The organism is Bacillus sp. 05T31 (assembly GCF_056396725.1).
Map to the genome: position 1 here is coordinate 1 of NZ_JBFTMA010000980.1, position 1,189 is coordinate 1,189.

2 protein-coding genes are annotated in these 1,189 nt (G+C 31.1%); one reads left to right on the forward strand and one right to left on the reverse strand.

Annotated features, from left to right (window positions below; genetic code table 11):
* Positions 1 to 151: 151 nt before the first annotated feature.
* Positions 152 to 418: a YlbG family protein gene (locus AC1DJR_RS30490; RefSeq protein ID WP_002088292.1), complete on the forward strand. Its 267-nt coding sequence runs from the start codon at positions 152 to 154 to the stop codon at positions 416 to 418.
* Between the two features lie 55 nt (positions 419 to 473).
* On the opposite strand, the gene AC1DJR_RS30495 is transcribed toward AC1DJR_RS30490, so the two are convergent.
* Positions 474 to 863 carry a DUF7147 family protein gene (locus AC1DJR_RS30495; protein ID WP_429691790.1) on the reverse strand — a complete coding sequence of 130 codons (390 nt, stop codon included), beginning with the start codon at positions 861 to 863 and terminating at the stop codon, positions 474 to 476.
* Positions 864 to 1,189 lie beyond the last annotated feature (326 nt).

Here is a 1,189-nt window from a genome sequence, read left to right on the forward strand (position 1 = left end):
ATATTCTAAAAAACGGGGTAAATTACCCCGTTTTTTTTTAGAATATAGAAGAAAACGTATACAGAGTTTGTTCTTTAATGTCATAAATTTATGATTGGTTTTCATAAAATATAAGAATATAAGTTTTTAAAAGGAGAAGATGGAGAAGATTATGTTCGGGCAACGACAAAGTATGATTGTTTATTTACATTCATTGAAACATGCCAAGATTTTAAGGAAATATGGTAACATTCATTACATATCAAAACGTTTGAAATATGCCGTTGTATATTGTGATATGGAACAAATTGAGCATATGATGCAAAAATTGAATAAACTTCCTTTTGTAAAAAAAGTAGAACAGTCGTATCGCCCATTTTTAAAAACGGAATTCGAAAATTCGCGTCCTGATCGGGCAAAAGAATACGATTATAGCTAAGTAAAAAAATCCCCTGCTAAATTTAGCGGGGGATTTTTTTACTTGAAATAACGTGTTATTTCATTGGAGGAATGAAATTGTTCATTCGTAAAATACCAATTAGATGATTAAAAAATAGTTCTTTTTCAGGGAAAGTTGTTGATGGTTTTACAGTAAAGGGAGTAACTTTTTTCCCTATTTGTTCCGCCATTTCTTCAAATAAAACGACACGTTTACTTTTTTTATTTTCAAGTACAGGAATGCCTTCACGACATATGTATAATGGTTGGAAATCACCAGTAGTTGTCGGTTTTAGTATTACAACAAGTGAACACACTTTTTTTTCGTTTTTTACAGTTTCGAATTGTAACATATGTGTTACACGTTCTTGGTTTGTTTTGGCAATTTGAAGTAATTCATATAAGTCAGAGTAGCCTTCTCCGAGTTCTATAAAGCGTTGAATCATATTTTTTCCTCCTCTTTCTTTTACTGTACCACCTCACTTTTTAAATGAAAAGTAGACAAATAAAAAAACCCTGCAAAGCAGGGCCCTTCTAATACTAGTATGTACTACTAGTAAGAAGGCAAAGGGAGAGGAGAAACCGGAGGAAGAACTTATGGGGAAACGTAAGTCTTCTCCGCGGTTGGCAACAACATCGAAAATGATGTTGTTATATTTATTTATGTCCAATCTAAAATGAAGATATACATAATGAAATTAAAATTTATGTTAGGCTTTTTATTTTTCTTTTTTTTATTTTATGATAGGATAAAAAAGGTAAAGTGGAACTG